This is a genomic window from Streptomyces sp. NPDC051020 (assembly GCF_040683105.1).
GTDB lineage: Bacteria > Actinomycetota > Actinomycetes > Streptomycetales > Streptomycetaceae > Streptomyces.
Genome location: NZ_JBFBCG010000161.1, coordinates 1 through 7,553 on the forward strand (window position 1 = coordinate 1; position 7,553 = coordinate 7,553).

General features: G+C 70.9%; 4 protein-coding genes. 1 reads left to right on the forward strand and 3 read right to left on the reverse strand.

All coding sequences use genetic code 11. The annotated features are described in order from the left end of the window. Positions 1-477 precede the first annotated feature (477 nt). Positions 478-780 (reverse strand): hypothetical protein, encoded by a 303-nt coding sequence (locus tag AB0N06_RS37510; RefSeq protein WP_366139155.1) that lies wholly within the window; start codon positions 778-780, stop codon positions 478-480. Positions 781-1,192: 412 nt separating this feature from the next. Further along, on the reverse strand, positions 1,193-2,014 hold the full coding sequence (locus tag AB0N06_RS37515; RefSeq protein WP_366139156.1) for a relaxase domain-containing protein: 822 nt from the start codon (positions 2,012-2,014) through the stop codon (positions 1,193-1,195). A 912-nt stretch (positions 2,015-2,926) separates the two neighbouring features. On the opposite strand from AB0N06_RS37515, the gene AB0N06_RS37520 reads away from it, so the two are divergent. Further along, positions 2,927-6,778 carry a phosphodiester glycosidase family protein gene (locus AB0N06_RS37520; RefSeq protein ID WP_366139157.1) on the forward strand — a complete coding sequence of 1,284 codons (3,852 nt, stop codon included), beginning with the start codon at positions 2,927-2,929 and terminating at the stop codon, positions 6,776-6,778. 136 nt (positions 6,779-6,914) lie between these two features. Here AB0N06_RS37520 and AB0N06_RS37525 read toward each other — a convergent pair. Then, positions 6,915-7,553, reverse strand: a 639-nt coding sequence (locus AB0N06_RS37525; RefSeq protein ID WP_366139158.1) for an IS256 family transposase, incomplete at its 5' end; no start/stop codon positions are given.

The window sequence follows — 7,553 nt, forward strand, 5'->3', positions numbered from 1 at the left end:
GATCCTCAACTCGCTCGCCGACTACCTCGAAAAGATCAACACACCACAAAAAGCGAAACGAACTTAAAGTCACCATTTGAGGCGCAGGATACTAGTAAGTACCGGAACCACCGTGACGACGCGCTCTCGGTGCGGCAGGATACGCGGGTGAGCTTCCTGCCTCACCGGTCTTTCTACAGACCTCGCACGGTCGGAGGTGTCGTAGGGGTCACCACGGCACCGACCGGACCACACACGTCCTGCCCTGGCAGACACCATCCGCCGGGCCCGTCAGAGATCCAGAACCTCTAATCGCTTACGAATTAGAGGTGTCGCCGCTGCGGGTCAGCGCTCCCACCGCCTGCCACCTGCGGCGTAGCGGCCGCCGGGCAAAGACGTTGGCAACCTGTAGCACAACCCGTTACGCAACCAGATGGGCAACCTGTTGCGCAACCCGTAGCGGCACCGAGCAGCCCCGGCGAGCGTGACGTGGAGGCGTCATACCGCCGGCCGGGTCCGTGACGGCTGTACGTCACGCTGCCCGCCTCGCGCGGCGTGCCGCGCGGCGGCGCCAGGCCCGCTAGCCGTCCCGGAGCAGTACACCGCGTTCCGCCGGCGGCCCCCGCTGGCGAACGTGATCCGGCCGCAGACCGGGCAGGTCAGCAGCCGGATCATGCCGGTGTCGCCGGTCCACTCCGCCTCGCCCAGCATCAGCCCGAGCCCCCAGGCCCGCTCGGCGGTCTGCCGGTCCCGGTACGCCTGGGCAGGGCAGACGTCATCGCAGTACCGGCGCCGGACCAATGCACCCCTCGGGAGCCGGGCCCCGCACAAGGCAGAACCGGATATGGGTCATACCTCCAGGATCATCCCGCTGACCCAATAGCTGACCCACGGCCTGTCATGCGGTCAATGGCGCGGTGATCTCCGGTCGAGTGCGGTGGAGAGCACCTTGTTCACCGCCGGGTTCGTTGTCGGCCAGCCGGATCGGTGCGCGCCACCTTGCAGGAGGATGGGGTACCTACGGCCGTCACGACTGCAGGGGAACTCCGACCAGGAACGAGTCGTCGGTGAGCATACGGCTGGCCCAGCGAGCGACCTGCTCGCGCTCATGCGGCCAGGAAGCAGGACGCCGCAAGGTACGGACCGCCTGCCGGAGTTCGGTCTCAGATCAGACGGGGGTGGCGTCGGTCGCAGCTTGTGGCCTCTGGGCGGTTCATTGACTTCGGCCGCCGGGTGCCTGGGTCGGGGCGGGAGGCAGCGGTTGCTGTGGTGCCGCCTGCGGGGTGTGTTCTTGCTGCCGTGCAGGCGGCCTTTGTTGCGCTTCGGCGCGAGCGAGGGCGGTGCGGCGTGCGGCTTCGGCGCGGGCGCGGTGGTGGATCCGGTGGGCGGCGGGTGTGGTCGAGCTGCGGGGCGATTGGGGTGCCCAGGCCGGGGTGAAGGTGCGGTTCGCGAGCGGCATCGGCTTGTTCGGGTTCGGCGGGTCGTCGGGAGTGCAGTGGTCGCGGATGGCGGCCGCGGTGATGGCGGTGTCGGTGTGGGGCGGGGCGGGGTGTGCGTGGAGGGTGCGGGTGAGGTAGCGGCGGGCTTCGGCGAGCAGGTGGCGGTGGCGGAAGCGGCCGCCGTGGTGGACCGAGACGATCGCGGTGATCTCCAGGGCTGCGGCCGCGACGTCCACGACGATACTGGCGGTGGTGCGGATCGCTGCGGCGACAAGGCGGGCCAGGCGCAGCAGGTTGCCGACGACCTCCTCGCCGACCAAGGCAACGGCGCCGTCCCGCCAGCGTGCTCGCAACGCGGGCAGAGGCCGGCTGGTCTTCTTCTTGGGCGGCCGGGTCTCGTGGGAGGCGCGTGTCATCATCCGGTGCCGGATTTTGGTGGTGAGGGGCTGGCTGGTGCGTTCTTGGTACTGGTCGGCGAGTTCTTTCAGGCGTTGCATGGTCGCTCTGTTGCGGGTGGCGGCCCAGTCGATGAGCTGCTCGGGGATCCCGGCGAGTTCCATCACGGGCCGCTGTCCGGCGGTCGGGTAGCGGGCCAAGGCGCGGCCGAGCCCTCACAGGTGCAGACGCCAGGGGGCACCTTGCCGTACCGCTGCGAGTTACTGCTCGGGGCGGTCCCGTGCAACGTGCGACCGGGCACGGGACCGCCAAGCCCTGCCGTCCTGTCCGAGCCGGGCACTGAAAACCGTACGAAAACGCGCCATCGAGCGCACCCTCAACAGCACGCAGGAGTGACCCTCGATACCGCATGTGCAAGGCGAAGACCTGGAGAGGCGGCTGGTCAGCCGAGGGCAGGGGCCTCCTTCACTCCCGGGGGCGAAAAGACCATTCGTTTCCCGCCTTCGCCTGGCTATGGGGGCAGACTGTCCGCCATTCGGCGGTCTTTGAGGCACCCCGGGCGTACTGCCATGTCGCCTGCTTGGCTCCGCCAGCCTGTTGCACGGTCCCAGTAGGCAGAAGGTGGTGCCGTGGACGCGGTCCTGCGGGTGAACGCCCCTCCAGGGCTGTGATCTGCCGTCTCCCTGTCAGTGAGCCGTCTGTGGATGTACCGCCCCATGACAGCCGCCGAGTCGCGAAGTACCAGCCCGTGTCAGCGGCCAGCCGTCGACACAGCGCGACCACTACCAGGAACACGCCTCTTCTGATCAACCGTCACTGCCATGCTCCCACGGACACGAACCCGACAGATCGCACAGGTTGCCCGGCGAGATCACGGATCATATCCGCTGCGTGGTGTTGCGTCAGGTTCCTGATGATCTCGGGCGTTTGTTCGCGACGGCGAGCGGGTTGGTTCACCGGAGCGTGGGATGACGGTCTTTCGTACGCGATGGGCTGCCGTCGGCCCGGGTGATCATGCACCCGGGCCCGCCGTCCGTGGGCGCGCGGACGCCACGGTGCGCCGTGTGCGCCCCGGATGCTCACATCCCCGCTGTTCGAGGAGCTGAAATCCCTTGCCACCACCTGTCATCGGCGTGCCGCTCTCGCGTCGGCGCCGTGCCGTCGGCGTGCTCGCGCTGAGTACCGCGCTGGTCGCGGGCCTGCCCGCGTTCACCCCCGCCGCGTGGGCGGCACCGGCCGCGCAGCAGGACGCGCCACGCGTGGCGGACGGCTCCGCCCTGGTCCTGGACCGCCCGGGTGAGTCGGTCGTCACCCGCCGCGAGGTCACGCCCGTCGCGCCGGGCCTGACCATGACGTCCTTCGACCGGCTCGGCCGCGCGGGCTGGATCCGCGGCAAGGTGCTCGTCGCCGATCTGGACACCAAGGGCCTGAGCGTCGACTACCTGTCCTCCGGCAAGGTGACGACCCGCCAGACCGTCACCGAGATGGCCCGGGGCGCGGGGGCGGTCGCCGCGATCAACGGCGACTACTTCGACATGAACGCCTCCGAGGCGCCGCTGGGCGTGGGGGTCTCGCGCAAGGACGGCCTCGTCCATGCGCCCGTCGAGGGCTGGAACCAGGCCGTCACCGTCGGCACCGACGGGCTCGCCCGGATGGCCGAGGTGTTCCTGGAGGGCCACGCGAGCCTGCCCGGCGGCCACGAGGTGACGCTGTCCGGCGTCAACACCTACGGCCTGCCCGCCGACGGCGTCGGCGTGTTCACCCCGGCCTGGGGCAGCGCCTCGCGGGCCCACGTCGCGAACGGCTCCGGCGAGGTGGTCGAGGTCGAGATCCGCGACGGCAAGGTCACCGACGTGCGCGAGCACCTCGGCGGCGCCGTCCCGGACGGCGCGACCGTCCTGGTGGGCCGCGAGGCCGGCGCCCGGGCTCTGCGCGACCTGAAGTCCGGCGACCAGGTCGGCGTCGGCTACCGCCCGCGGGCCTCCTTCGGCGAGGTGGCCGTCGCGGTCGGCGGCTACCAGGTCCTGGTGGCCGACGGCGTGGCCCGCCGGCCCGGCGACAACGACGGCAACGAGTTGAACGCGCGCACCGCCGTGGGCTTCTCGGCCGACAACCGGCGCATGTACCTGGTGACCATCGACGGCCGCCAGGCCGACAGCCCCGGCATCACGCTGCCGGACCTCGCCGATCTGATGCGCGGCATGGGCGCGTACAACGCGCTCAACATGGACGGCGGCGGCTCGGCCGCGATGGCCGCCCGCCTGCCGGGCACCGCCCAGGCCGGCACCGTCAGCAGCCCTTCCGACAACGGCGGCGAGCGCGCGGTGGCCAACGGGCTCGGCCTGTTCTCAGCGCCCGGTTCGGGCGAGACCCGGGGCTTCAGGCTGCGCCCCGCCGAGGGCGTGGAGAGCGCCGCCCGGGTCTTCCCCGGCCTGCACCGCACCGTGCGGGCCCTGCCCCACGACGAGGCCTTCGGCCCCGTCAAGGGCGCCGCGCCCGCCACCCGGTGGAGCACCGCAACCGGCGCCAAGGTCGAGGTCGCGGGCCGGGGCCTGGACGCGGTGGTCACCGGCCGCAAGCCCGGCACCGCGCAGGTCTCCGTCACCGCCCAGGGCGCCGAGGCGGCCACGCTGCCGCTGACCGTGCTCGGCCCTGCGGTACGCATCACCGCCGGTGAGAAGCCGATCGCCCTGGAGGAAACCGGCGCCACCGCCCACCTCGCGGTGACCGGGTTCGACGCCCTGGGCCACGCCGCGCCCGTCGAGGCCGCCGACGTCAAGGTCACCGGCGGCGAGGGCGTCGTCGAGGCCTCCCCCGCGCCCGACGGCACGATCGGCCTCAAGGCGCTGGCCGACGGGAAGTCGGCCACCCTCAAGCTGACCGTCGGCGCCATGGAGAGCGCCGTCGCCGTCACCGTCGGCATGACCGAGAAGCCGTTCGCGGACTTCTCCGACGCCGCCGCCTGGAAGTCCGGCAACGACCGCGCGCCGGGCGGCACGGTGGCCCCGGCCCCCGGCCCGAACGGCGCCGACGGCCTGCGGATGACCTACGACTTCACCCAGTCCACCGGCACCCGCGGCCAGTACGCCATCGCCCCCAAGGACATCGTGCTGCCCGGCCAGCCGCGCTCGATCACCATGTGGATCGAGGGCGACGGCAACGGGGCCTGGCCGCGCATCCAGTACCGCACCGCGGCGGGCGTCACCTCCAACCTCGACGCCCCGATGGTCACCTGGACGGGCTGGCGCAAGGTCGAGTTCCCGGTGCCGGCGGGCGTGCAGTACCCGCTGACCTTCCAGCGCTTCCGCCTGATGGAGACCAGCGCCGCACGCTCCTACACCGGCGCGCTCACCCTTGGCGACCTGCGCGTCAAGGTCGCGCCCGACGTCGAGATACCCGTCCAGCCCTACGTGAGCGACCCGGTCGTCCTCACCAACGGCACCGTCGACAAGAGCCCGCTGCGCGTGGCCGTCATGTCCGACGCCCAGTTCGTCGCGCGGCGCCCCGAAAGCGACATCGTCCAGGCGGCCCGCCGCACACTGTGCGACATCGCCGCCGCCAAGCCGGAACTGCTCATCATCGACGGCGACTTCGTCGACGAGGCGGCCCCGGAGGACTTCGCGCTGGCCCGCAAGCTGCTCGACGAGTTCGACCAGCTCACCGGCGGCAGCATCCCGTGGCACTACGTGCCCGGCAACCACGAGGTCATGGGCCCCGGCACGATCGACAACTTCAAGGCAGCGTTCGGCGACACCAGCAAGGTGTTCGACGTCAAGGGCACCCGCTTCGTCACGCTGAACAGCTCGCTGGGCACCCTGCGCGGCAGCGGCTTCGACCAGATCGCCACGCTGCGCTCGGCCCTGGACAGCGCGGCCAAGGACCCGTCCGTCACCGGCCTGCTGCTGTTCGAGCACCACCCCACCCGCGACCCGCTGCCGGACAAGGGAAGCCAGCTGGGCGACCGCAAGGAGGCCGCGCTCGTCGAGCAGTGGCTGAGCGACTTCCGCGCCGGCGGCAAGTCCGCCGCCATGGTCACCGGCCACGTCGGCGCCTTCCACGCCAGCAGCGTGGACGGCGTCCCGTATCTGATCAACGGCAACTCGGGCAAGGGCCCGGCCTCCGAGCCCGACCGCGGCGGCTTCACCGGCTGGACGATGCTCGGCATCAACCCGGCCGCCGGCAAGGTCACTGACCCCTACGCTGTACAGGACGACGCCTCGGCCTGGCTGCGCGCCGAGGTCCGGGCCCGTGCCGACGCCGTCGACCTCAAGGCGCCCACCGCGCTCGGCCTGCTCGACAGCGTCCCCGTGACCGCGACCCTCACCCAGGACGGCGAGCGCACCGTGCCCGTCGCCTGGCCGATCACCGCCCAGTGGGGCGGCAACGGCGTGCACATCGGCACGGCCGCGAGCGCGCCGCGCGGCGCGGTGGCCGCATACGACCCGGCCGCGCGCACGCTGACCGGCCTGCGCCCGGGCAAGGCGACTTTGACCGTCACCGTCGGCGGGGTCACCGCCGAGCGGGGCGTCACCGTCGGCAACGCCCCCGCGTGCACAACCACCATCCGCGGCAGGCACTCCTCGCTCACCGTCACCTCGGGCGTCACCTGCCTGGAGGGCGCGCACATCAACGGCCCGGTCCAGGTCCAGCCCGGAGCTGCGCTGGTAGCGATCGACTCCACCGTCAACGGCCCCGTCTCGGCCCGCGGCGCGAGCGCGTTCGTACTCAGCGACACCACGGTGTCCGGCCCGGTCTCGGTCAGCAACAGCACCGGAGCGGTGGCCGTCCTGCGGGGCTCGCTCTCCGGACCGCTGCACCTCACCCTCAACAAGGGCACCACCCTGGTCGCAGGCAACACCGTACGCGGCCCGCTCGACTGCTCCGGCAACGAGACCGCACCGACCAACGGCGGCCTCGCCAACACCGTCACCGGTACCAAGGGAGGCCAGTGCAGCAAGCTGTGACGTCACGTCACATCCAGCGCTGAACAAGCGGGCGGGCGGAGCTCCACTCCTCCGCCCGCCACCACCACCGGCAGGCCCGTACGACCACACCCCGCGGGGGTCTGTGTAGCGAACGGTGGAACTCGTTCGGAAATCTTTAGCGGCGTCCGGCGGTGAGTCGTCTGTCGAAGGTGATGTCGAAGGCCTGGAGTGCGGCCTTCCAGCGTATGGTCCAGCGTTTACGGCCTGCGCCGGTGGGATCCAGGCTCATCACGGCCAAATACACGCATTTGAGGGCTGCTTGATCGTTGGGGAAGTGTCCGCGGGCCCTCACGGCTTTCCGGATGCGTGCGTTGACGCTCTCGATCGCGTTGGTCGTGCACACGATCTTGCGGATCTCCACGTCGAACTGGAGGAAGGGAACGAACTCGGCCCAGGCCGCCTCCCAGAGCCGGACGATGGCCGGGTACTTCTTGCCCCAGGCCTCGCTGAACTCCATGAAGCGTTCCAGGGCCGCGTCCTCGGTCGGCGCGGTGTAGACCGGCTTGAGCGCCTTGGCGATCTTCTCCCAGTCCTGGCGGCCCGCGTAACGGAACGAGTTCCTCAGGAGGTGAACCACGCAGGTTTGGACGATTGTTGCAGGCCAGACGGTGTTCACCGCGTCCGGGAGCCCGGTCAGGCCGTCGCAGACCAGCATCAGGATGTCGTCCGCTCCGCGGTTCTTGATCTCGGTGAGGACCTGAAGCCAGTACTTCGCGCCCTCGCCGCCGTCCCCGACCCACAGACCGAGGATGTC